16 protein-coding genes are annotated in these 23,628 nt (G+C 69.3%); 15 read left to right on the top strand and 1 reads right to left on the bottom strand.

Translation table 11 applies throughout. The annotated features are described in order from the left end of the window. Positions 1 to 35 precede the first annotated feature (35 nt). The 8 genes from EES42_RS28495 (at position 36) to EES42_RS28530 (ending at position 10,854) form a co-directional block, all read left to right on the top strand. Positions 36 to 959 (top strand): carbohydrate ABC transporter permease, encoded by a 924-nt coding sequence (locus tag EES42_RS28495; protein ID WP_124721147.1) that lies wholly within the window; start codon positions 36 to 38, stop codon positions 957 to 959. Between the two features lie 145 nt (positions 960 to 1,104). Further along, positions 1,105 to 1,971 carry a carbohydrate ABC transporter permease gene (locus EES42_RS28500; protein WP_124721548.1) on the top strand — a complete coding sequence of 289 codons (867 nt, stop codon included), beginning with the start codon at positions 1,105 to 1,107 and terminating at the stop codon, positions 1,969 to 1,971. Positions 1,972 to 2,166: 195 nt separating this feature from the next. Beyond that, positions 2,167 to 3,366 (top strand): ROK family transcriptional regulator, encoded by a 1,200-nt coding sequence (locus tag EES42_RS28505; RefSeq protein WP_124721148.1) that lies wholly within the window; start codon positions 2,167 to 2,169, stop codon positions 3,364 to 3,366. Positions 3,367 to 3,488: 122 nt separating this feature from the next. Further along, positions 3,489 to 4,586: a substrate-binding domain-containing protein gene (locus EES42_RS28510; protein WP_241196633.1), complete on the top strand. Its 1,098-nt coding sequence runs from the start codon at positions 3,489 to 3,491 to the stop codon at positions 4,584 to 4,586. A gap of 342 nt (positions 4,587 to 4,928) precedes the next feature. Continuing rightward, positions 4,929 to 5,723 (top strand): ATP-binding cassette domain-containing protein, encoded by a 795-nt coding sequence (locus tag EES42_RS28515; RefSeq protein ID WP_124721550.1) that lies wholly within the window; start codon positions 4,929 to 4,931, stop codon positions 5,721 to 5,723. Beyond that, a complete protein-coding gene (locus tag EES42_RS28520; RefSeq protein WP_124721149.1) occupies positions 5,720 to 7,048 on the top strand; it encodes a sugar ABC transporter permease in 1,329 nt (442 codons plus the stop codon). The genes EES42_RS28515 and EES42_RS28520 overlap by 4 nt, the downstream gene beginning before the upstream one ends. 207 nt (positions 7,049 to 7,255) lie before the next feature. Then, a complete protein-coding gene (gene dxs / locus EES42_RS28525; protein ID WP_124721150.1) occupies positions 7,256 to 9,184 on the top strand; it encodes a 1-deoxy-D-xylulose-5-phosphate synthase in 1,929 nt (642 codons plus the stop codon). 155 nt (positions 9,185 to 9,339) lie between these two features. Then, on the top strand, positions 9,340 to 10,854 hold the full coding sequence (locus EES42_RS28530; protein WP_124721151.1) for an amino acid permease: 1,515 nt from the start codon (positions 9,340 to 9,342) through the stop codon (positions 10,852 to 10,854). Between the two features lie 49 nt (positions 10,855 to 10,903). On the opposite strand, the gene EES42_RS28535 is transcribed toward EES42_RS28530, so the two are convergent. Continuing rightward, positions 10,904 to 12,010 carry an LCP family protein gene (locus EES42_RS28535; RefSeq protein WP_124721152.1) on the bottom strand — a complete coding sequence of 369 codons (1,107 nt, stop codon included), beginning with the start codon at positions 12,008 to 12,010 and terminating at the stop codon, positions 10,904 to 10,906. 183 nt (positions 12,011 to 12,193) lie between these two features. On the opposite strand from EES42_RS28535, the gene galE reads away from it, so the two are divergent. From galE to EES42_RS28570, 7 genes are all read left to right on the top strand, one after another. Beyond that, entirely contained in the window at positions 12,194 to 13,204 is a 1,011-nt protein-coding gene (gene galE / locus EES42_RS28540) for a UDP-glucose 4-epimerase GalE (protein ID WP_124721153.1), read from the top strand. A gap of 83 nt (positions 13,205 to 13,287) precedes the next feature. Beyond that, entirely contained in the window at positions 13,288 to 14,394 is a 1,107-nt protein-coding gene (locus tag EES42_RS28545) for a PLL family lectin (protein WP_124721154.1), read from the top strand. Further along, entirely contained in the window at positions 14,391 to 15,926 is a 1,536-nt protein-coding gene (locus EES42_RS28550) for a PLL family lectin (protein WP_124721155.1), read from the top strand. Before EES42_RS28545 ends, EES42_RS28550 begins: the two co-directional genes overlap by 4 nt. A gap of 182 nt (positions 15,927 to 16,108) precedes the next feature. Further along, positions 16,109 to 17,368: a CDP-alcohol phosphatidyltransferase family protein gene (locus tag EES42_RS28555; protein WP_124721156.1), complete on the top strand. Its 1,260-nt coding sequence runs from the start codon at positions 16,109 to 16,111 to the stop codon at positions 17,366 to 17,368. Next, entirely contained in the window at positions 17,365 to 21,918 is a 4,554-nt protein-coding gene (locus EES42_RS28560) for a bifunctional glycosyltransferase/CDP-glycerol:glycerophosphate glycerophosphotransferase (protein WP_124721157.1), read from the top strand. Before EES42_RS28555 ends, EES42_RS28560 begins: the two co-directional genes overlap by 4 nt. Then, complete coding sequence (locus EES42_RS28565; RefSeq protein ID WP_241196634.1) at positions 21,908 to 22,711, top strand: rhamnogalacturonan acetylesterase; 804 nt, start codon at positions 21,908 to 21,910, stop codon at positions 22,709 to 22,711. The genes EES42_RS28560 and EES42_RS28565 overlap by 11 nt, the downstream gene beginning before the upstream one ends. A 13-nt stretch (positions 22,712 to 22,724) precedes the next feature. Continuing rightward, positions 22,725 to 23,468, top strand: a complete 744-nt coding sequence (locus EES42_RS28570; RefSeq protein ID WP_124721158.1) for an Ig-like domain-containing protein — start codon at positions 22,725 to 22,727, stop codon at positions 23,466 to 23,468. The last annotated feature ends 160 nt before the right edge of the window (positions 23,469 to 23,628 follow it).

The raw sequence follows: 23,628 nt of genomic DNA on the forward strand, positions 1-23,628 counted from the left end.
GGCGGCACCCGCGGAAAGATCGGGGTCGGTAAACGATGCAGCATGGCAAGTACCGTTTCATCGTGGGATTCTTGGTACTCCCACTCGCGTTGTACGCGGTCTTCGTCATTTGGCCGTTCATCCAGTCCATCTACTACTCGTTCACGGACTGGACCGGCCTGAGCCCGGACTTCAAGATGGTCGGGTTCGACAACTACACGAGGATGCTGAAGGACGACATCTTCTGGAAGTCGTTGCAGCACAGCGTGTTGCTTGTGGTGCTGCTGCCGCTGGTGACGCTGGGTCTGGCGCTCTTCTTCGCCTTCATGCTCAATGTCGGGGGCCGGCGGCGCAAGAACGCCGCGGTCTCCGGCGTGCGCGGCTCAAGTTTCTACAAGATCGCCTATTTCTTCCCGCAGGTGCTCTCGATCGTCATCGTGGCCCTGCTCTTCCAGTTCGCGTTCAACCCCACCAGCGGGATGCTGAATTCGACGCTGAAGACGATCGGTCTGGGCTCCATCCAGCCGGACTGGCTGGGCGATCCCAGTCTCGCGCTGGTCTGTGTCATGTCGGTGCTGGTCTGGTCGACGGTCGGATTCTTCGTCGTCCTGTTCTCGGCCGGAATGGCGTCCATCCCGAAGGACTTCTACGAGGCGGCGCTGCTCGACGGCGCCAGCCGCTTCACCACGTTCTTCAAGATCACACTTCCGCTGCTCTGGGACACGGTGCAGTCGGGCTGGGTCTACATGGGGATCCTGGCCCTCGGCGTCGAGGCGTTCACCGCCGTGCAGGTCATGACCGTGGGCCCCGGTGGCCCCGACTACTCGACCACCGTCCTGCCGCTGTACGTGTACCAGACGGCCTTCCGTGACGGGCAGGCCGGCTACGCGACGACGATCGGCGTCGGACTGCTCATCGTCACCATGGCCTTCGCCGCCATCGTGATGCGGCTGGGCCGTCGCGATCGGCTGGAGTTCTGATGCTGCGATTCCCGGGAGACGGTCCCCGGACCCTCAGCAGGCACCACAGGTCGGCCTCCGTGTCCGGCTCGACAGTACGAGGTGAGTACACGTGAAGACGACTGACACCCCGCCCGCCGCCGCCCCGGCCGCCGACCCCGCTCCGGTGGCCAAGGCGCCCGCATCCGCCGCCAAGGAGAAGAGCAGTGAGGGCCAGGTCCTCAATGTCTTCTCGCACGGTGTGCTGATCATCTGGGCGATCCTGGTCGTCCTGCCGCTGCTGTGGGCGGTGATGGCGTCGTTCAAGACGGACGACTCGATCCTGTCGACGCCGTGGGCGCTGCCCGACAAGCTGCACTTCGAGAACTGGTCGCGCGCCTGGAGCCAGGCGCACATGAGCGACTACTTCTTCAACACCGTCGTGGTGGTGGGCTGCTCGCTCGTCGGCACCCTGCTGCTCGGCTCGATGGCGGCGTACGTACTGGCGCGGTTCGACTTTCCCGGCAACCGTTTCATCTACTACCTGTTCATCGGCGGGATGAGCTTCCCGATCATCCTGGCGCTGGTCCCGCTGTTCTTCGTCATGAACAACATGGCCCTGCTGAACACGCGGCACGGACTGATCATGGTCTACATCGCGTACTCGCTGCCGTTCACCGTCTTCTTCCTCACCTCGTTCTTCCGCACACTGCCGAGTTCGGTGGCGGAAGCGGCGATGCTCGACGGCGCCTCGCACACCCGGACGTTCTTCCAGGTGATGCTGCCGATGGCGAAGCCCGGCCTGATCAGCGTCGGTATCTTCAACTTCCTCGGTCAGTGGAACCAGTACATGCTGCCGACGGTCCTGAACACGGAACCGAAATACCGGGTGCTCTCGCAGGGCCTGGTCGAACTGGCCACCAGCCAGGGGTACAAGGGCGACTGGTCCGGTCTCTTCGCCGGTCTGGTGATGGCGATGCTGCCGGTCCTCGCGGCCTACATCATCTTCCAGCGCCAGGTCGTCGCCGGCCTCACCGCGGGCGCGGTGAAGTAGCCGCCCGGCACCACCCCACCCCCGTACAGACGAACCGCCCGTCGGCCACGCGCCGGCGGGCGGTTCGTGCGTGCGCCAGGCCGTCCCACCGCGCTCATCCGAGGCTTCGCTTGCTCAAGGTCTTGACGGGGGGTGCCGCAAAACGCTCAGCTTAGAGTTCACATGTTAGAGAAAACGGTAGGAGTGAGAGAGTCGATGGAGACTCCGGGGTCGCAGACATCTCTGCATCGCGCCAACCTTGAGCGGGTCGTGCGTGCGGTACGCATGGCGGGTTCGCTCACCCAGGCGGAGATCGCACGGAGCACCGGCCTGTCAGCGGCCACCGTCTCCAACATCGTTCGTGAACTGAAGGACGGCGGCACGGTCGAGGTCACCCCGACCTCGGCGGGCGGCCGCCGGGCCCGCAGCGTCTCGCTCAGTGGTGACGCGGGCATTGTGATCGGCGTCGACTTCGGCCATACGCACCTGCGGGTGGCGGTCGGCAACCTGGCCCACCAGGTGCTGGCCGAGGAGGCCGAGCCGCTGGACGTCGACGCCTCGTCCGCGCAGGGGTTCGGGCGGGCGGAACAGCTGGTCAGGCGGCTGATCGAGACGACCGGGATCGGTCCGGACAAGGTGATCGGGGTGGGCCTCGGTGTACCCGGCCCGATCGACGTGGAGTCCGGCACGCTGGGCTCCACGTCGATCCTGCCGGGCTGGACGGGGATCAACCCCAGCAAGGAGCTGGAGGGCCGGCTCGGTGTGCCGGTCTACGTCGACAACGACGCCAACCTCGGGGCGCTCGGCGAGCTGGTGTGGGGGAGCGGCCGGGGCGTCAAGGACCTCGCGTACATCAAGGTGGCCAGCGGGGTCGGCGCCGGTCTGGTGATCGACGGGCGCATCTACCGGGGCCCGGGCGGCACGGCCGGCGAGATCGGGCACATCACGCTCGACGAGTCGGGCCCGGTCTGCCGCTGCGGCAACCGCGGCTGCCTGGAGACCTTCACGGCCGCCCGGTACGTCCTGCCGCTGCTCCAGCCCAGCCACGGGCCCGACCTCACCATGGAACGCGTGGTCCAGCTGGCCCGCGAGGGCGATCCGGGCTGCCGCCGGGTGATCGGCGACGTCGGGCGGCACATCGGCAGCGGGGTGGCCAATCTCTGCAATCTGCTCAACCCCAGCCGGGTGGTCCTCGGCGGATCGCTCGCCGAGGCGGGCGAGTTGGTGCTCGGTCCGATCCGCGACTCGGTCTCGCGCTACGCCATTCCGAGCGCCGCCCGGCAGCTCTCGGTACTGCCCGGGGCGCTGGGCGGCCGGGCCGAAGTGCTGGGCGCACTGGCCCTGGTGCTCAGCGAGATGGGTGATTCGACCCTTTTGGAAAGCACCCTGCCGAAAGCCACTGCTGCCTTCACTTAGATAACGAATGGCACCGTTGTCATCTCGTTAAGGATTTACTCCTTGACGCTGACGTTGCGGCCGAGTTGACTGCCAGCCACCTCGGCCGCAACGTTGCGGCCTCGTCAGGGAGGCAACCCGAAATGAACGCAACGACGCGACGCATCGTCATAGGCACGGCCGCACTCTCCATGGCCGTCTCCCTCGCGGCGTGTGGCAAGGCCGGAGATGACAAGGACTCCGGCAGCGGCGGCGACGGCAAGACCATCGGCCTGCTCCTGCCGGAGAACAAGACCACGCGATACGAGACGTTCGACCGCCCCATCATGGAGGCGAAGATCAAGGCGCTGTGCTCCGACTGCGAGGTCAAGTACAACAACGCCGCGCAGGACAGCGAGACCCAGAAGAAGCAGTTCGACGCGCTCGTCACGCAGGGTGTGAAGGTCATCATCCTGGACACCGTCGACTACAAGGCCGCCAAGTCCTGGGTCCAGCAGGCCGCGAAGAAGGACGTCAAGGTCGTCGCGTACGACCGTCTCGCCGAGGGCCCGATCTCCGCCTATGTGTCGTACGACAACGAGAAGATCGGCCAGCTCCAGGGCGAGGCACTGGTCAAGGCGATGGGCGCCAAGGCCAAGGACAGCAACGTTGTCATGATCAACGGCTCGCCGACCGACCCGAACGCCCCCTTCTTCAAGAAGGGCGCGCACAGCGTCCTCGACAAGCAGGTCAAGAAGGTCGTCTACGAGCAGGACATCCCGGACTGGTCGGCGGACGAGGCCAACAAGAAGATGGGAGCGGCCATCGACTCCCTGGGCAAGGACGGCTTCCAGGGCGTCTACTCCGCCAACGACGGCATGGCCGGCGGCATCATCACGGCCCTGAAGAAGCAGGGCGTGAAGATCCCGGTCGGCGGTCAGGACTCCGAGCTCGCCGGTCTGCAGCGCATCCTCGCGGGCGAGCAGGCCTTCTCGATCTACAAGCAGATCAAGCCGGAGGCCGAGACCACCGCCGAGATCGCCGTCCGGCTGCTCAAGGGCAAGAAGTTCGACGACCTGGCCCCGGTCAAGGTCGACAGTCTCTCGGGCGAGTTCAAGGGCACCCCGTCCAAGCTGTACGACGCCTCGGTCGTGACCAAGGAGAACATCGCCTCCACGATCGTCGCCGACAAGGTCTACAAGGTCGAGGAGATCTGCACCGCCCAGTACAAGGCGGCCTGTGACGCCGCCGGCATCAAGTAGGCCGCCGGCAAGCGTCACCCCCGGTCCGGTCCGGCACCCGCCCCGTCCAATGCCCCGCAAGCAGGGGCGGGCGCCGGACTTCTCACAGGTCCGGACTTCCTGCCGTCCCGGGTCACTCACAGGTCCCGGGGCTCCCGGTGGTCCTGACCTCATGCCGGTTCCGGACCGATCACCGGTCCCGGACTTCCCCCGGCTCCGGTCCTCGGCGCGCGGTCGTCCCCCCGGCGACGGCGCTCCCCAGGACAGCCCCCCGGAGACCTTCCCGGCCACCCCGGTGGTCCGGCGACCGGCACTGCCCCTGTGCTCAGCAGCACCATCCCCGCCGGTCAGGCGGCGAAGGAGATGATTCACGTGTCCGCTACGCCCGTGCTGGCGTTGCGCGGAATCTCCAAGCGGTTCGGCGCCGTCCAGGCGCTCACCGATGTGGACCTGGAGATTCGCTCCGGCGAAGTGGTCGCCCTGGTCGGCGACAACGGCGCCGGCAAGTCGACCCTCGTCAAGACCATTTCGGGTGTCCACCCGATCGACGAAGGCACCATCGAGTGGGAGGGCGCACCGGTCCGCATCAACCGGCCGAACGACGCCCAGGAGCTCGGAGTCGCCACCGTCTACCAGGACTTGGCGCTCTGCGACAACCTCGATGTGGTCGCCAACCTCTTCCTCGGCAGCGAACTGCGCAAGGCCTCCGTCCTCGACGAGATCGGGATGGAGAAGCGTGCCAAGGAACTGCTCGACACGCTGTCCATCCGGATTCCCAGCGTCCGTATCCCGGTCGCCTCGCTCTCCGGCGGTCAGCGCCAGGTCGTGGCCATCGCCCGCGCCCTGATCGGTGACCCCAAGGTCGTCATCCTCGACGAGCCGACCGCCGCCCTCGGCGTCGAGCAGACCGCCCAGGTCCTCGACCTCGTCGAGCGGCTGCGCGAGCGCGGCCACGGCGTCATCCTCATCAGCCACAACATGGCCGATGTGCGCGCCGTCGCCGACAAGGTGGCGGTGCTGCGGCTGGGCCGCAACAACGGAGTCTTCGACGTGGCGACCACGTCCCACGAGGAGATCATCTCCGCGATCACCGGTGCCACCGACAATGCCGTCACGCGCCGTCAGGCACGCACAGCCACGAAGGAGGACGCGAAGTGAGCGACCTCGCCAAGACCCCCGGGACCCCCACCGAGGAGTCCGCCACCGAGAAGTCCGCCGCGGCGGTACCGGAGGCCGGGCCGTCGGCGGCCCCCGCCCCCGCGATCGACCCGCGCCTGCTCGTCCGCGAGGAGGGCTTCAAGGGCTACTGGTCCGAGTTCACCCGCAAGGTGCGCGGCGGCGAGCTCGGCTCCCTGCCGGTCCTGGTCGGCCTGATCGTCATCGCGGTCGTCTTCCAGTTCCAGAACAGCAACTTCCTCTCCGCCAGCTCCATCGCCAACGTCGCCGTCTACAGCTCCGGCCTCGGCATCATGGCGGTCGGCATCGTCTTCGTGCTGCTGCTCGGCGAGATCGACCTGTCCGTCGGCTCGGTCGCCGGTGTCGGTGCGGCCGTCTGGGCCGTGCTCAGCGTCAACCACGGCTGGAACGACTGGACGGCGGTGCTCGTCGCGGTGCTCTCCGGCATGGTGCTCGGCGCGCTGCACGGCTTCTTCTTCGCCAAGATCGGGGTACCGGCCTTCGTCGTCACCCTGGCCGGCTTCCTCGGCTGGAGCGGTCTGCAGGAGTGGATGATGGGCGGTGAGGGCTCGATCAACACACCGTCCGGCAGCATCGTCGAGAACCTCACCAACTACTTCTTCGAGGACAAGGCCGTCGCGTACGGTGTCGCGCTGGTCGCCGTCCTCGCCTATGCCGCCTCGCTCCTGATGGACAGCCGGCGCCGCGGGGCCGCGGGCCTGCCCGCCCGCCCCACCACCGAGGTCCTGCTCCGCACGGGCATCGTCGCGGTCCTCTGCTTCGCCGTCGCGTACGTCCTGAACGAGCCCTCCGGCGCCCGCGGCCTGCCGCTGGCCCTGGTGATCTTTCTCGCCGTGCTGGTCGTCGCGGACTTCGTGGCCCGCCGGACCACCTTCGGCCGCCAGGTCTTCGCGGTCGGTGGCAACCCGGAGGCGGCACGCCGCGCCGGTATCGACGTCGACCGGATCCGGATCATCGTCTTCGCGCTCTCCGGAATGCTGGGCGCCTTCGGCGGTCTGTTCATCGCCAGCCTCTCCGGCGGTGCCACCAAGAGCGTCGGCGGCGGCAACACCCTGATGCTGGTCATCGCGGCCGCCGTCATCGGCGGCACCAGCCTCTTCGGCGGCCGGGGCAAGGTCTGGTCGGCGCTGCTCGGCATGATCGTGATCCAGTCGATCCAGCAGGGCCTGAACATGATCGGGATGGCCAACGCCATCCAGTACATGATCACCGGCGCGGTGCTGCTGGCCGCCGTGGTCATCGACTCGGTCTCCCGCCGTACGCAGAAGACCGCGGGCCGCGCGTAGGAAGCCTCGCGCGGGACCCCCGATATCACACCCGCACCAGACAGTGCCCGGCGCCCTCGACGGGGTGCCGGGCACTGTCCGGTGCGGGGCGCGGGGTGTGACAGCACTCTCCCCGTACTGTCCCCGCCCGATGCCCGCGACGGCGGACGGAACATTAGACTCATCGGATCGGCATGCTCGACCAGCTCAATACGCAAGGAGGCACGGGTGGCTCTGCTGACCCGCATCGGTGGACCGCGTGACCTGGACCGGCTCACTCCCGAGCAGCTGGACCAGCTCGCCGAAGAGATCCGGACCTTCCTGGTCGACGCCGTATCGAAGACCGGCGGCCACCTCGGCCCCAACCTGGGTGTGGTCGAGCTGACCATCGCCCTGCACCGGGTCTTCGAGTCGCCGAAGGACAAGGTCCTCTGGGACACCGGCCACCAGAGCTATGTGCACAAGCTCCTCACCGGCCGGCAGGACTTCTCGAAGCTCAAGAGCAAGGGCGGCCTCTCCGGCTATCCCTCCCGCGCCGAGTCCGAGCACGACGTCATCGAGAACTCGCACGCCTCCACGGTCCTCGGCTGGGCCGACGGCCTCGCCAAGGCCAACGAGGTGCTGGGCAAGGACGACCACGTCGTCGCGGTCATCGGTGACGGCGCACTCACCGGCGGCATGGCCTGGGAGGCGCTGAACAACATCGCCGCCGCCAAGGACCGCCCGCTCGTCATCGTCGTCAACGACAACGAGCGCTCCTACGCGCCGACCATCGGCGGCCTCGCCAACCACCTCGCGACGCTGCGCACCACCGACGGCTACGAGCGTTTCCTGGCCCGCGGCAAGGACCTCCTGGAGCGAACCCCCGTCGTCGGGAAGCCGCTGTACGAGACGCTGCACGGCGCCAAGAAGGGGCTGAAGGACTTCATCGCCCCGCAGGGCATGTTCGAGGACCTCGGCCTGAAGTACGTCGGCCCGATCGACGGTCACGACATCGAGGCCCTGGAGTCCGCGCTCCAGCGCGCCAAGCGCTTCGGCGGACCCGTCATCGTGCACTGCCTCACCGAGAAGGGCCGCGGCTACACCCCCGCCCTGCTCGACGAGGCGGACCGCTTCCACGCCGTCGGCAAGATCCACCCCGACACCGGCCTCCCGGTCGCCACCTCCGGCCTCGACTGGACCTCCGTCTTCGGCGAGGAGATGGTCAAGCTCGGCAAGGAGCGCGAGGACATCGTCGCGATCACCGCGGCCATGCTCCAGCCGGTCGGCCTGACCAAGTTCGAGAAGGCGTTCCCGGACCGGATCTACGACGTCGGCATCGCCGAGCAGCACGGCGCGGTCTCCGCGGCCGGCCTCGCCACCGGCGGACTGCACCCGGTCTTCGCGGTGTACGCCACCTTCCTCAACCGCGCCTTCGACCAGGTCCTGATGGACGTCGCGCTGCACAAGTGCGGTGTGACCTTCGTCCTGGACCGGGCCGGAGTCACCGGTACCGACGGCGCCTCGCACAACGGCATGTGGGACATGTCGATCCTGCAGTGCGTGCCCACCCTCCGGATCGCCGCCCCGCGCGACGCCGACCAGGTCCGCGCCCAGCTCCGCGAGGCCGTCGAGGTCGACGACGCACCGACCGTGGTCCGCTTCTCCAAGGGCGCGGTCGGCCCGGCGGTCAAGGCCGTCGGCAGGGTCGGCGGCATGGACGTGCTGCGCGAGCCCGGCACCACCCGTCCCGACGTACTGCTGGTCTCCGTCGGCGCGCTCGCCCCGATGTGCCTGGAGATCGCCGAGCTGCTGGAGGCCCAGGGCATCTCGACGACCGTCGTCGACCCGCGCTGGGTCAAGCCCGTCGACGAGGCCATGGCCCCGCTCGCCGAGCAGCACCGGGTCGTCGTCACCGTCGAGGACAACAGCCGGGCCGGCGGCGTCGGTTCCGCCGTGGCCCAGGCACTGCGCGACGCCGGTGTCGACGTACCGCTGCGCGACTTCGGCATCCCGCCCCGCTTCCTCGACCACGCCTCCCGCAAGGAGGTCATGGCCGAGATCGGGCTGACCGCGCCGGACATCGCCCGCCAGGTCACCGGCCTGGTCGCCAAGCTGGACGGCCGCTTCGAGAGCGACGCAGACAGCCGCTCAGTGATCGAGCCCGCCCGCGACTGACGCGAGCGGACACCGGTACGGCCGATGGGCCGGTCGGGTCGCCCTGTACGGGTGGTCCGACCGGCCCATTCGCGTGAAATCGCCCGGTGCGCAACGGTGTGCCGCCGGAGCGGTCCCAATCATGGCGTACACGACGAGTGCGTGGAGGTACGCCGGTGACTGCCCAGCAGGACACACCACCCAGCAGTGACGGACTGTTCCGGACCAAGACGGTCGAGCAGTCCATCCGCGACACCGAGGAGCCGGAGCACGCACTGCGGAAGTCACTCTCCGCCCTGGACCTCACGGTCTTCGGAGTGGGTGTCATCATCGGCACCGGCATCTTCGTCCTCACCGGCAAGGTGGCCAAGGAGACGGCGGGGCCCGCCACCGCACTCGCCTTCGTCGTCGCCGCTGTCGTCTGCGCGCTGGCGGCGCTCTGCTACGCCGAGTTCGCCTCCACCGTCCCGGTCGCCGGCTCCGCCTACACGTTCTCCTACGCCTCGCTCGGCGAACTGGTCGCCTGGATCATCGGCTGGGACCTGGTGCTGGAATTCGCTCTGGGCACGGCGGTGGTGGCGGTCGGCTGGTCCGGCTACGTCCGCTCACTGATGGACAACTTCGGCTGGAGCATGCCCGTCGTGCTCTCCGGAACCGATGTGGCAAAAGGATTCGGCTTCGACATCCTGGCCTTCGCCCTGGTGCTCGTCCTGACCGTGGTGCTGGTGCTCGGCATGAAGCTGTCCGCCCGGGTCACCACCGTCGTCGTCGCCATCAAGATCGCGGTGGTCCTGATCGTGATCATCGCGGGGCTGTTCTTCGTGAAGGCCGCCAACTACTCGCCGTTCATCCCCGAGGCGCAGCCGCAGACCTCGGGTTCCGGGCTGACCGCACCGCTGGTCCAGCTGATGTTCGGTTACGCCCCCACCAACTTCGGCGTCATGGGCATCTTCACCGCCGCCTCCGTCGTCTTCTTCGCCTTCATCGGCTTCGACGTGGTGGCCACCGCCGCCGAGGAGACCAAGCTTCCGCAACGTGACATGCCACGTGGCATCCTGGCTTCGCTCTTCATCTGCACCGTGCTCTACGTCGCCGTGTCGCTGGTGGTCACGGGCATGGAGCACTACACCGAACTGTCGGTGGAGGCCCCGCTGGCCGACGCCTTCAAGGCGGTCGGCCATCCCGTCTACGCCGGACTCATCAGCTTCGGAGCCGCGATCGGCCTGACCACGGTCTGTCTGATCCTCTTGCTGGGACAGACCCGGGTCTTCTTCGCGATGAGCCGCGACGGGCTGCTCCCGACGTTCTTCTCCAAGACCCACCCGAAGTTCGGCACCCCGTACCGCCCGACCATCCTGCTCGGCGTGATCATCGCGATCGTCGCGGGATTCACCAGCATCAACGAACTGGCGACGCTGGTGAACATCGGCACGCTCTTCGCGTTCGTCGTCGTGGCCCTGGGTGTGCTGGTGCTGCGCCGCACCCGCCCCGACCTCCACCGCGCCTTCCGTACCCCGTGGGTACCGCTGATCCCCATCCTCTCGGTGGCCGCGTCGGTGTGGCTGATGCTCAATCTGCCCGCGGAGACCTGGCTGCGGTTCGGCATCTGGATGGTCATCGGCGTGGTCATCTATTTCGCCTACGGACGTGGGCACAGCCGGATCAACGACCCTGTCGGTCGCCGGTCGTAGACGGGCCGGTGCGCGACTGGGTGCCGGGCGCACCGGCCGTTCCCCGTCGTCAGCCGCCGGTGGCGGGGGACTTCTTCGCGGACTCCGGGATCGTGCCGTCCTTGCGGATGGCCTTCCAGAGATCGCCGGCCTGCGGCTCGGCCGCCACCACCCGGTTGCGGTCCTGCTTGTCGTACGCCACCGGAAGCATGATCGTTTCCATGTTGCCCGGGTCCACGCCGTTCATCGAACGCCCGAACTCCGCGAGGGACTTGAGCGAGGCGAGCCCCGCGTCGGTGGTCAGTGACCTGGTCGCCGAGCTGGCGATCCGGTACGACTTGGTCGGACTGCTCAGCAGGTCCTGCGACTTGACCTCGCTCAGCAGGGCGAGCAGGAACTGCTGCTGGAGCCCGATCCGGCCGAGGTCGCTGCCGTCCCCGATGCCGTGGCGCGTACGGACGTAGGCGAGGGACTCGGTGCCGTCGAGTTTGTGCGGGCCCTTGGTGAGGTCGAGGCCGGAGGACTTGTCGTGGATGTCCTGCGGGACATCGACGGTGACGCCCCCGATGGCGTCCACCAGGTCCTTGAACCCGGCGAAGTTGATCTCCAGGTAGTGGTCGATCCGGACCTCGGACATCTTCTCGACGGTCTTGACCACACAGGCCGGACCGACCTGCGAGTAGACGGAGTTGAACATCACGCGGTTCGCCGACGGCACCGTCGAGCCGTCCGCCTTGGTGCACTCGGGCCGGGTGACCAGGGTGTCGCGGGGTATGGAGACGGCGACCGCCCTGGAGCGGCCCTCGGGAATGTGCACCACCATCGCGGTGTCGGACCGGGCGCCGCTGACGTCACCGCCGCCGCCCAGCTCCTTGTTCTCGGCACCGGCCCGCGAGTCGGAGCCGAGCACCAGCAGGTTCTGGCCGCTGGTCGGCAGTCTCTCGGGACGGTCCTCACCGAGCGCCTTGTCGATGTCCACGCCCTGGATGTTCCCGTCGAGGCGGCTGTAGAGCCAGTAGACGGTGCCGCCGCCGGCGAGCAGCAGGACGAGCAGGGCGCAGAGGGTGATCTTGAGGCCGCGGCGGCGCTTGCGAGGGGTTCCCCGCTGCTTCCGTCCGCCGCTGCGGGAGGCCGAACGACCCTCGCGGGTGCCCTGTGACATGCCGTCGTGGCTCATCGTGGTCGAGTCCTCAAATCTCGTGGCCCGGGGCGGGCCGTGGAGTGCGTGGGACTCGGGTGGGGGGGGTGCGGCCGGTCCGTGCGTGCATGGCTGAGCGTGCACTATAGAACAGAGGATCGTGCGAATGGGTGTTTTGGCCCCCGGAATCATGATCTGTGCAGCTCGAACTACTATTCGTTCATGACTTGGTTGATCACGGGTGGGGCGGGCTTCATCGGGGCGCACGTCGTCCGCGCTATGCGCGAGGCCGGCGAATCGGTCGCCGTGTACGACGACCTCTCCACGGGCGACCGCTCGCGCCTGCCTGCGGACGTCCCGTTCATCCAGGGCTCGACGCTCGACGCGGACCGTCTGCGGCACGCCTTCACGGAGTTCCCGGTGCGCGGGGTGGTCCACCTCGCCGCGAAGAAGCAGGTGGCGGAGTCCGTCGAGCGCCCGCTGTTCTACTACCGGGAGAACGTGCAGGGCCTGCGGACCCTGCTGGAGGCCGCCGCCGACAACGCGGTACGGGCGTTCCTCTTCTCGTCGTCGGCGGCCGTCTACGGCATGCCCGACGTACCGCTCGTCACGGAGTCGACCCCGTGCGCCCCGATCAACCCGTACGGCGAGACCAAGCTGACGGGCGAGTGGATGGTGCGTGCCGCCGGGAAGGCGCACGGCATCGCCACCGCCTCGATGCGGTACTTCAACGTGGCAGGCGCGGCCACCCCGGCCCTCGCCGACACCGGTGTCTACAACCTGGTGCCCATGGTCTTCGAGAAGCTGACGCAGGGGGCGGCCCCGGTGGTATTCGGCGACGACTACGACACCGCGGACGGCACCTGCGTACGCGACTTCATCCACGTCGACGACATCGCCTCGGCGCATCTCGCCGCGGCGCGGGCCCTCCTCGGCCGGGAGCCGGGCACCGACCTGACCGTCAACATCGGCCGGGGCGAGGGCGTCTCGGTGCGCGAGATGATCGAACTGATCGGTGAGGTGACGGGGTACGGGGCCGACGCGGCCCCGGTCTCGGCGCCGCGCAGGGCGGGAGATCCGGCCAGGGTGGTCGCCTCGGCCGACCGGATCCGTGCCGAGCTGGGCTGGTCCGCCCGGCACGACGCCCGCGAGATGGTCGCCTCCGCGTGGGAGGGCTGGTGCCTCGGGCACCCCGCGGCGCGCCGTCCGGCTGGTGCCGCGGGCTCGGCCTGAGCATGCCATGGCTTGTTTATGATGTCTCGATCCAGCGCCTGTGACCTGCACGGGCCTGCTCACAGGGAGGGTGACGAACAGCGATGCGCAGCGCCTCCCCACGTGAAGCGAAGCAGCGTGACGAGCCCGTCGCGGAGGCTTCCGCGCGGCTCGACCGAGTCCTCGGCGGCCCCTGGCTGCTGACCGGACACGACGGCAGGCTGACCGCGTACGTCCACGTCGAGGGCGCCGTACTGCGCTGGACCGAGTCCGCTCCCGGCGGCCCGCGGTGGACCGGGCCGGACGTCCTGCCGGCGAAGGACATCGAACGGCTCACCGTGGTGCAGGGGCAGAATCGTTACGCCCATCTGCTGGGGCGCCGGGTCCGGCCGCGCGCCGACGGCTGGACGAACGTGGACGTCATGTACGCCACGCAGTACCAGACGGGCCGCCCGATGACGCAGTGGCGCTCGCTGGGCAACCCGTTCAAGGAGATCGACAAGGCGGTCGAGACCGGCGTCCCGGCCGCCGCCGTCGCCGCCGACGGAGCGCTGTACGTCTGTGTCCCGACCGGACCGGGCGGCGTCGCCCTGCGCCGCGAGGACAAGCGCGGCCGGTGGGAGGCCTGGGCGCAGCTCCAGGTCTCCGGCGGCACCGACGGGCCGGTGCCCGCGGCGACCTCGTCGGGCCTGGTGGAGGTCCTCGTCCCCACCCGCACCGCCGCGCTGCGGCTCCGGCAGCCGGAGCCGGGCGGCGACCTGGCGCGCGGATACGACGTGGCGGTGCCCCCGCTGCCCGGATCGGTGACCGCGCTGGAGACCGCGCCGGGCCGGCTGACGTACTACCTGACCGATGCGCGGGGGACCGGTGTCGTCGCGGTCCGGGAGGGCAGCTGGCCCGTACCGCTGGGCGGCAACCCCGCAGACGGCCGCGTCGCCGCCGTCCGGACGACGGTCGACGGCTTCGACTGCACGGTACTCGCGGTCCGCGGGGCCGACGGGACGGTCCACCTCGGAGTCTGCGCGACCGAGGGCGAGCAGGCCGGCTTCTGGTGGACCGGCACGGGAACGAGCTGTGCCGGAGATCCGGCCCTTGCCGCCGACGGCCGCGGAAGAGCCGTCGTGGCGGCCCTCGGCGCCGACGGCGCACTGGTCGTCGCACGCCAGGAGGACGGCCAGGGGCTGACCCTCGGCGGCTGGAGCCGGGTATGAGCACCGCGGGTCCGGCCCGGCGGGTGACGATCGTCGCCGCACGCCATCGCGAGGCGGTGGCACTCGTCGCGGCGGAGGGGCCCGGCGCGGAGCTGAGCGTTCTCTGCGTCGAGGAGGACGGCAAGGACGGCCGGGCGGCACTGGACCGCGCGCTCGCCGACGCGGAGCGGCGCGGCTGCCGGGTCGCCGGAGCGCCCCGGACCGTCGGCGCGCCGGACGGCGGCGGCCACGCCGCGCTGCTCCGGGAACTGCGCACACTGAAGCCGCAGCGGGTACGCCTGGCGGACCCCGACCCGGCGCATGTGTCGTACGACGAGGAGCGCGAACTCCCCGTCCACGACGAGCCGGCCGAGAACGCCGACGCCGCGCTCGCCGCGCTGGCCGCGGTCCGCGAACACCAGCTGGAATCGGGCACCCCGGTCTTCGTCGACTGCCACCGGGCCGGCGCGGACGCACGGCCCGACGGTGCTTCGCAGCCGCGCTACCCGCACCCGGCGCACTGGCTGACCGAGGGATTCGACGGCAGGCTCTCCGCCTTCCTGCCCTCCGCCGCGGGCGTCGTGCGCTGGACGCAGCGCGAACCGGGCGGCACGGCCTGGCAGGGACCGGAACTCCTCCCCGGCCCGCGGCTGATGCCCGGCCTCCGGGTGGTCCGGGACACGCACGGCTTCCCGCACCTGTTCGCCCTCCGCAGGATCCCGCTCAAGGACGGCGGCGACGACATCGCGGTGGTGCGGGCCACCCAGTACCGCACCGGGCACCCGCTCACCCCGTGGCACTCCCTGGGCAGCCCGAACTCCGGCAACCGGCACCGCAGCCGGGAGGTCGGCTTCCCGGCTGCCGCCTTCGACGGCACGGGCGGCCTCTTCGTCTTCGTACGCAACTTCGGGCACAGCGTGAGCTACCGGCACCAGGGGGCCGACGGCACCTGGACCCCCTGGCAGCACCTGCGCGGTGTCCGCGTGGCCGACGAGCTCGTCACGGTGACCACGGCCGGGGGCGAGGCCGAACTCTTCGCCCGCGCCCGGGACTCCGCCGCCGTGCTGCGCTGGTACCGCTCGGGGCCCGACGGTGCCTGGACCGAGGACCGGACGGTGCCGTTCTCGCCGCGCCCGGGATCGCTGGCGGCCGGGCCCGAACCCGGGACGGTTCTCTTCCGCGACCTGCGGACCAATGAGCCCTGCGTGTGGTGGCCCGGCGCGACGGGCCCGGTGCCGCTCGGCGGCGCCGACGAGGGCGCGGGCCCCGTCACCGGGGTCCGGGGCGTCGAGGCGGACGGCTGGCCGTACTCCCTGCTGGTCCGGTCCGGCCCCGGCGGTGCCTGCGCCGTGGGGGTGCACGCCGAGGGGCGGGCGGACGCGGGCGTGTGGTGGAACGCCCTTCCGGCGGATGCGGCTGTGATGCCCGCAGCTGTCCGGGATCGTGCGGGTGTGGTCACCTTGGCGACGCTCACAGCCGGATCACAGTTGGGACTCGCTCACCGGGAGTCACCGTCGGACGGGTTCGAATTCGGTCACTGGTACACAGTGTGACGATTTACCACCCCTGATGATCTTTTTTGCCACTCGGTTGGCCGAAACCTGTTTAGTTTTTGATAAAGTCCCCGAATCCTTCATGTGAAGGATTCGGGGGAGTCTCGTGAACATTCGGTTTCCCCTCGGCTGTGTATGGATGGACGGGGCGCTGTCGCTGTCGTTCTCGTGACTGAGGGGTTATGGCCAAGCTGTCCTTGCGTGCTGTCCAGAAGCTCACCTGCAAGAAGCGTGACGCCTGGTGGACGGTGATCCTGGTCGATCCCGTGGCCACCCGCATGCTCATCGTGATGGCGCGGTTCAACTTCATCACGCCCAACCGCGTGACCTGGGCGGCGCTGTTCGTCGGACTCGGTTCCGCAGGGTTCTTCCTCAAGGGCGACCTGCAGTCCCTGATCATCGGGGCGGCGCTCTACCACCTGAGCTTCATCCTCGACTGCATCGACGGAAAGCTCGCGAGGCTCAAGGGCAACGGCACTGTCTTCGGCGGCTGGCTCGATTACGTCTTCGATCGCATCAGGGTGCTCTTCTGTGCCCTCGCTCTGATGGGCGGGCAGTACCTGCGGAACGGTGACGAAAGGTTTCTGCTCGCCGCGCTGATGGTCGTCTTCCTCGACATGCTCCGCTACGTCGACGCCCTGCAGATCTACAAGATGCGCATGTCGATGCGGACGAAGATCGAGAAGGTCACCCGGGAACGCCAGGAGGCCGAACGCGTGGCCGCCGACGAGGACCCGGCGGAGCCCGAGGCACAGCAGATCCGCTTCATGGAGGACCTGCTGCGGGAGAACCCCGAGGCCGAGGCGGAGGTGCTCAAGGAGCAGGCGGGCGCCGGACACGTCGTCGACCTGCACGCCCAGTTCCGCCACCGCTTCCCCTGGTACCTGCGGGTGCGGCAGGCGCTGCTGCGCAGCCGGATCAGGCCGCACCTCGTCAGCGGCATCGAGTTCCAGATGTTCGTCTTCATCGTGGGACCGCTGATCGGCCGGATCCTCCTGACCACGGTGGTCTCCGCGATCCTGCTCGGGATCTTCGAGCTGGTCATCATGTACAAGTTCTGGCTCTCCACCCGCGACTTCACCCAGGTGATGGCCGAGCTGGCGCAGCCGCCGTCCGGCGCCGGCTCCATCGCCCCCCACCTCCACCGGGGCAGGCACCGCCGGGGCGTGCCGGGCGACCCGCTCGCCGGCCCGGAGTTCCAGGCGCCGCCGGCCCACGAGGACCCCGGATTCCAGCCGTACCCCGAGCCCTACCCCGTGTACGGGGCACCGGACCAGCAGCCGACGCAGACGTTCCAGCCGCTTCCGACCCCCGCGTACCAGCAGATGACGCAGGCGTACCAGCAGGTACGGGCGCAGGGGTACGGCCGGCCGGTGTACGGCGCCCCCGGTGCCGTGCCGCCCCACCACGGCCACCCGGGAGACCGGGAGGGCGTCGGATGAACCACGAACAGGACACCCCCGACGTCTGGGTCACCGTCGTCATCCCCGCGTACAACGCGGCCACGACGATCGGCAAGGCGCTCCAGTCCGCCGTCAACCAGACCTACGAGCTGGTCGAGGTCGTCGTCGTGGACGACGCCTCCACGGACAACACCCTCGACGTCGTGAAGAACTTCGCCGGGAACGACAACCGCGTCCGCGTGCTCCGCCGGCCAGTGAACAGCGGCGGCGTCGGCGCGCCCCGCAACCTGGGTATCGCGCAGGCCGCCGGCCGGTACGTGATGTTCCTCGACGCCGACGACGAGCTGCCGCCCCGCGCCTGCGAACTGCTGCTGGCCGGTGCGCTGGAGAGCGGAAGCGACATCACCGCGGGCAAGGCCGTCCGGGTCAACCGGGCCACCGGCGAGAGCGAGGGCTGGGCCCCCGAGGTGTACGCGCTGGGGCGTACCGTCCCCGGCCTGGCGGAGTTCCCGCTGATGCTCGCCGACCCGATCGCCGCGGCCAAGCTGTACCGGGTGGACTTCCTGCGCTCGGGCGGGGTCTGGTTCCCCGAGGGCGTCTTCTACGAGGACACCTACTTCTCCACCGTGGCGGGCTGCCTCGCCGACGGGATCACCGTCATCACCGACCCCGTCTACCGGTGGATGTGGGAACCCGAGGGCGGATCGATCACCGGCCGCACGGGCGAGCTGCGCTCCATCCGCGACCGGGTCGCGGTGCACCGCGCCACCGACGCGTTCCTCCTGGACCGCGGCCTGTGGCAGCTCAAGGTCCGCAAGGACTCGAAGTTCCTCGCGCACGACCTGCGCCTGTACATGCGGGCGCTGGCGGAGGGCGACCCGGAGTTCCAGCAGGGGTTCACCGAGATCGCGAGCAATTACCTCTTCTCCATCAGCGAGGAGGCGTTCGAGCTGTGCGACCCGGTCGACCGGGTCAGGGCCTACCTCGTCATGTACCAGGAGACCGAGGCCGTGCTCACCACGCTCGACTACGTGCAGCGCAAGAGCGTGCTGTCGTCCTTCCTCGTGGAGGAGGACGGCCGGGTGTACTGGTCGGGCGACCATCTGCACCTGCCGGACGCCCGGCGGATGCTCGATGTGACGGAGCTGGGTCTCTCGGCGGCCAGGCTCGCCCAGGAACCGCTCTTCGCCCAGCTCGACACCTGGTCAGTGGCCGGCGGGAAGCTCCGGTTCGAGGGCCGGCTGGTCAACCGGTTCGGCCGGATCGAGCCCGGACACGACCTCCGGCTGACCCTGGCCGTACGCAACCGTCACACGAAGAAGGACGTCACGGTCCCGGTCGACGCCGCCGATGTCGACGAACGGTTCGTCGGCTTCGGCGGCACCGTCGATCTGCCGGCCGTGCTCGGCGACGAGTTCTCCGAGAGCACGGTCTGGAACGTGTCGGTCGTCGTCGAGTGGAACCGGGCCAGGTCCCGCTCCCCGCTCAACGTGCGCGACGTGGACCTCTCCGGGCTGACCTTCCACGCGAACGGGGAGGAGCTGGAGGGCTACCGCACGATCAGCGGCAACCTCGCCCTGCGGGCGTCCACGGCGGGCCGCAGGACCTTCGAGTCCGCGCAGAACGACCCCGACGCGCCGTGGATGTGGTGGCGCGACCGGATCCACCCGCCGATCGACCGCCTCGACCATCCCCTTGAGATGGCCGTCGTCGTGCCCTGCTACAACGTGGCCAAGTACCTGGACGACTGCCTCGGCTCGATCGCGGCCCAGGAGGGCTTCGCCGCCACCCAGGTCATCCTGGTCGACGACGGCGCCACCGACGAGACGCCCCGGATCCTCGACGACTTCGCGCGGCACTACGCCAATGTGACCGTCGTCCACCAGACCAACGGCGGACTCGGCAACGCCCGGAACAACGGCCTGGACCGGGTCACCACGCCCTACGTCACCTTCCTCGACTCCGACGACATCCTCGGCGAGCGGGCCCTGTCGCACATGCTCCAGGCGGCCTGGCGGGACGGCTCCGAACTGGTCGTGGGCGACCTGGTGAACTTCCCCGACCGGCCCTACGGCCCGTGGAAGCAGTACTTCGGCAAGGGCGACCGCCGCATCGACGACTTCGCCTCCGTACCCGACCTGATCTTCAGCGGATCCGCGTGCAACAAGCTCTTCAGCACACAGCTGCTGCGCCGGCTCGGGGTCCGCTTCGGCGAGGGCGTCCACTTCGAGGACTCCTGGGTGACGCTGCCGAGCATGCTGCGGGCCAACGCCATCAGCCTGGTCGACCGCCCGGTGTACTACTACCGCGGGCGCCCCGACGGGTCCTCCATCATGGACTCCCTGTGGAGCAAGCCGGCGAACTACCGGGACCACCTGCGGCTCAACCACTTCCTGCTGGACTACACCGCCACCGAGCGGGCCGACATCCGGCACATGTTCCAGCGCTATGCGACCCGCACCTACAAGGGTTTCCTGTGCAACGCCCGTAACGTCATGGGCCGGACGCAGCTGGCCGAGATGTTCCCGGACATCTGCCGCCACTACTCGCGGATACCCGACGAGGTCATCCTCGAATACGCGACCAACCCCGCCCAGCAGCTCGACCACTACGCGGCGAAGAGCGGGAACTTCGAGCTGTTCTGTGACCCGGAACCGGCGCTGGAGAACGCCCCGCTGGCGCTGGAGATCGACGACGACGGCTTCCACCGGACCTTCCCGGGAGGCACCCGCGACACCCGGACCGCCCGCGTCAACGACCCCAACGTCGTCGTCGAATCGGTCCGCACCCGGGGCGATGTGCTGGTCGTGGAGGGCTGCCTGGCCTTCCCCGGCATGGACATCGACGGCCCCATGGACAACCCCCTGGAGTTCGTCCACCAGACCGCGCACGCCAAGATCGTCGTCCCGCTGCGCCAGGTCGCCCGCCGCGACCTGTGGAACACCCGCAACGGCCGTGACCTGTACGCCGGCTGGTACGCCGAGATCCCGGTCGCGGACCTGACGCGCGGCGGATTCGGAGTCGGCGACTTCCGGCTCCGGGTGCACCGCGTGGACCGCTCCCGGCAGCGCAACGTCGTCATGAAGGCCCGCCTCCCGCTGCACCGGCTGAAGGGCCCCGGCCGGGTCGCCGGCCACCCCTACATGCTGACCATCGGCGGCGGGGACGCGCTGCACCTGCGCCTGGCCGACCGGACGCCCGTCGCGCGGGCGAAGCACGCCCTGTGGCGGACGGCCCGTGAGGTCCGCATCCTCAAGACCCGCAACCCGGGCTGGCGCATGCGCCTCGCCTACTGGCTCACGTACCCGTTCCTCGACTCCCGTGAGATCTGGCTGATCGGCGAACGGTCGGACACGGCCCAGGACAACTCGTACCACTTCTTCAAGTGGATGCGGACCCACCGCAAGCGGCGCAAGGCGTACTACGTCATCGACGGGAACTCCCCCGACTACCGGAAGGTCGCCCCGTACGGCCGGGTGATCAAGCTCGGTTCGTTCAAGCACCGGATGTATCTGCTGCACGCGACCAAGCTGATCGGTTCGTACGACTCCGAGTCGTACCTGGTGCCCGAGGGCTACCGGAAGGTGCTCTTCCTGCACCGGTTCGGCGAGCTCCTGAAGTACCAGCGGGTCTTCCTCCAGCACGGGATCATCTACAACGACGTGACCTCCGGCGTGGACCAGCGGATCACCGGATACGACATGATCGTGACCACCGGCCGTCAGGAGCGCGCCTATCTGGCGAACGAGGCCGGCTTCGGCGACCGCGCGGTACTGGCGGGCCTGCCCAGGTTCGACGCGCTGCGGCGGGAGCCGGGAGAGCGCCCGCGCATCCTGCTCATGCCGACCTGGCGGCAGTGGATCGTCACGGCCTCCTACAAGAAGTCCGCGGGCCCGGCCAAGACGGCCTTCACCCAGTCCGAGTACTTCCGGTTCTACCGCTCGCTGCTCTCCGACCGCCGGCTCGCCGCGGCCCTGGAACACTTCGGCGTCGACCTGGAGTTCTTCCCGCACTACGAGATCCGGCCCTACCTGCACAACTTCCGGATCGACTCGCCCGCGATCGAGGTCGCCGACCCCGGTACGCGCAATGTCCAGGAAGCCATGAAGGAGTGCTCCCTCATGGTCACGGACTACTCCTCCGTCTTCTTCGACGTGGCCTACATGGGGATCCCGCTGGTCCATGTGCCCTTCGACGAGGAGGACTTCTACGGACGGCACTACAAGCGGGGCTACTTCGATCTGACGGAGCACGGCTTCGGCCCGGTCTGCCGCACGGTCGACCAGGCCGTCGACGAGATCATCGCCTCGATGGCCAGGGGCTTCACCGTCGAGAGCCCCTACCGGGAGCGTGCGGAGGAGTTCTTCGCGCACCGCGGCGAGGGCAACTGCGAGCGGGTGTACGAGGCGATCGACGCGCTGGGTACGGCGAGCGCCGCCGATCTCGGCCCCGCGGGCCCCGTCGCCGCGCTGCCCGCCACCCCCGCACACCGGGAGGACGAGCTGAGCGGCGCAATGGACGCCGGTGCGGCGGCCTTCGGCCTGGTGGGCCGGGGAACGTACGAGGGCGGGTGGGACCGTGCGGTCTGACCAGCACCCCGGGCAGGGCGGGCTCCCCAGGATCTTCCTCGCGGGCGGCTCCGCGATGGTGACCCGGGAAGCGAGCAAGGCGCCGATGACCGGCTGGGGCCAGGTGCTCCACTTCTTCCTCGACCCGCGGCAGGTGGAGATCGTCAACTGCGCACGGGCCGGAGCCAGTGCCCGCACGTTCAGCGAGCGGGGCAGGCTGGACTGGATCCTCCAGCACATCCGCCCCGGGGACTACCTGTTCACCTCGTTCGGCACCAATGACGCCAAGCCGGAGAAGTGGCTCAGCTCGGAGCCGTACGGCGACTTCCCGTACCACCTGCGGAAGTTCGTCGACGGCGCGCGCGAACGCAATGCCCACGCGGTGCTGATCAGCCCGCCGGAACGGGACACCCACGATGTGCACGGCAACATGCCGAGGAGCATCACGGCGTATCCGATGGCGATGCGCGACCTCGCGGCCGAGTGCAGCGTCCCCTACATCAACCTCTACGACCGGACCCACAGCTGGTGGGAGGGGATGGGGCCGGAAGGCGTACGCCCCTTCTTCATCCACCTCGAACCGCGGGAACACCCCAACTACCCGGAGGGTTTCCACGACCCCGGTCACTTGGGGCCGCAGGGCGCCATCGCGTGCGCACGCTACGTCGCCCACGCCCTGGTGGAGCAGCGGATCGTGCCACCGCACTGGGCCGTCGACCTCGACCGTACGGATCTTTCGCCGGACTGGGTGAGCTGGCTGGACGACGAGACACACGCCGAGCTGACCAGGTCCCGCACGCTGGGCCCGAACTGAGAGCCGGACGATCATGAGCACCTTCACCCTCGCCGGACTGCGCAGCGTCCAGCAGGACAACCCCTCGATCGTGGCGCACCTGGAGCTGCGGTCCGACGCGGACCCCCGGCTGCCCGTCGAGCCCGGCAGGCGGATCGGCTTCGAGTGGATCCTCCGCCCGCAGGGCGACGGCACCCGCTACTACGGGTACCTGATGGCCGACTCGTTCGCCTCGGTCGCCACCATCGAGAACATGGCCGGAATGAGCCTGCTGCCCTCGGGCGAGCGGTACGCGACGTCCACGGGGCCCGGGGCCGAGCGCGTCGCCAGGTTCACGCTCCGGGTGCACCGGCATGCCGCACCCGACGCCTTCCTCGTCCCCGTCCTGCGGGCGGGCATCATCGCCGATGGCGGAAAGAGCCTCACCTCCACCACGTTCTCCCTGAAGAACCACGGCTTCCGGATCGCCCCGCTGCCCCCGCAGGGGCGGAGCGCGACGGTGGCCCCCGGGCAACGCGCGGTGCTGACGGACCTCACCGCCGGGCTGGGCGAGCACGTCGGGCTGGCCGGGGTCGGACCCGCCCGGCACGGGGTGACGAGTGTCGGGCCGGACGGAACGGTGACGTACCACCCGTTCGACGGGCACCTGGGCTACGACTGGTTCGACTACGTGCTCGACGCGGGCGGCGGCCGTCTGGTCCCCGGCCGGGTGACGGTCCACGTCGGGGACCTCGGTATGACGCCCGGCCTGCTCGGAGGCTGGGCACCGGGGCCGTGAGACCGCACCGGGACCGCCGCGTGCGGTGGCCGATGCACTGGTCGCCGTGGAGCGCCGACGGGTGTGCGGCAGCCGCGCCGGAAGGGGAGCGAGAATGGATGTGTTCGCCACAGCACCAGCACGCCGACCGGAGAAGGGGTGAGCGAGCGGTGAAGCCCGC

It is taken from the genome of Streptomyces sp. ADI95-17, from assembly GCF_003846175.1.
Lineage (GTDB): Bacteria > Actinomycetota > Actinomycetes > Streptomycetales > Streptomycetaceae > Streptomyces > Streptomyces sanglieri.

Excerpts from the sequence above, each read along its gene's own strand:
- EES42_RS28495 (WP_124721147.1), top strand. The coding sequence starts at position 36 with ATGCAGCATGGCAAGTACCGTTTCATCGTGGGATTCTTGGTACTCCCA.
- EES42_RS28505 (WP_124721148.1), top strand. The coding sequence starts at position 2,167 with ATGGAGACTCCGGGGTCGCAGACATCTCTGCATCGCGCCAACCTTGAG.
- EES42_RS28510 (WP_241196633.1), top strand. The coding sequence starts at position 3,489 with ATGAACGCAACGACGCGACGCATCGTCATAGGCACGGCCGCACTCTCC.
- EES42_RS28515 (WP_124721550.1), top strand. The coding sequence starts at position 4,929 with ATGATTCACGTGTCCGCTACGCCCGTGCTGGCGTTGCGCGGAATCTCC.
- EES42_RS28535 (WP_124721152.1), bottom strand. The coding sequence starts at position 12,010 with ATGAGCCACGACGGCATGTCACAGGGCACCCGCGAGGGTCGTTCGGCC.
- galE (WP_124721153.1), top strand. The coding sequence starts at position 12,194 with ATGACTTGGTTGATCACGGGTGGGGCGGGCTTCATCGGGGCGCACGTC.
- EES42_RS28545 (WP_124721154.1), top strand. The coding sequence starts at position 13,288 with ATGCGCAGCGCCTCCCCACGTGAAGCGAAGCAGCGTGACGAGCCCGTC.
- EES42_RS28550 (WP_124721155.1), top strand. The coding sequence starts at position 14,391 with ATGAGCACCGCGGGTCCGGCCCGGCGGGTGACGATCGTCGCCGCACGC.
- EES42_RS28555 (WP_124721156.1), top strand. The coding sequence starts at position 16,109 with ATGGCCAAGCTGTCCTTGCGTGCTGTCCAGAAGCTCACCTGCAAGAAG.
- EES42_RS28560 (WP_124721157.1), top strand. The coding sequence starts at position 17,365 with ATGAACCACGAACAGGACACCCCCGACGTCTGGGTCACCGTCGTCATC.
- EES42_RS28570 (WP_124721158.1), top strand. The coding sequence starts at position 22,725 with ATGAGCACCTTCACCCTCGCCGGACTGCGCAGCGTCCAGCAGGACAAC.